The organism is Pandoraea sp. PE-S2R-1 (genome assembly GCF_002179865.1).
Classification (GTDB): Bacteria; Pseudomonadota; Gammaproteobacteria; order Burkholderiales; family Burkholderiaceae; genus Pandoraea.
Window position 1 is genome coordinate 1 of record NZ_NGUR01000107.1, and the last position, 452, is coordinate 452.

Below are 452 nucleotides of genomic sequence, written 5' to 3' on the forward strand. Positions count from 1 at the left end.
TCCGCCAGCATCATGTCGACGGCGTTGTGCGCTTCTTCGAGCGACATCGCCACGACCACACCCTTGCCCGCCGCAAGACCGTCGGCCTTGATGACGATCGGTGCGCCCTTGGCGTCGATGTAGGCGTGAGCGAGTGCGGCGTCGGTGAACGTTTCGTATTCGGCGGTGGGAATGCCGTGGCGTTTCATGAACGCTTTGGCGAAGTCCTTCGACGATTCGAGTTGCGCAGCTTCCTTCGTCGGCCCGAAGATCTTCAGACCGCGCGCACGGAAGATATTGACGATACCGGCGGCGAGCGGCGTTTCCGGGCCAACGACCGTCAATGCGATGCCTTCGCGCACGGCGAATTCGGCGAGCACGTTCGGATCGCTGATGGGCACGTTGCGCAGACGCTCGTCGAGCGCCGTGCCGCCATTACCCGGCGCGACGTAGACCAATTGAATGCGGGGCGA

At 63.3% G+C, this 452-nt stretch carries 1 protein-coding gene; it reads right to left on the reverse strand.

Going from position 1 to position 452, the window contains the following annotated elements:
* Positions 1-452 (reverse strand): phosphoribosylamine--glycine ligase (locus CDV44_RS27255; RefSeq protein ID WP_371328825.1); only part of this gene is annotated, 452 nt, incomplete at both ends.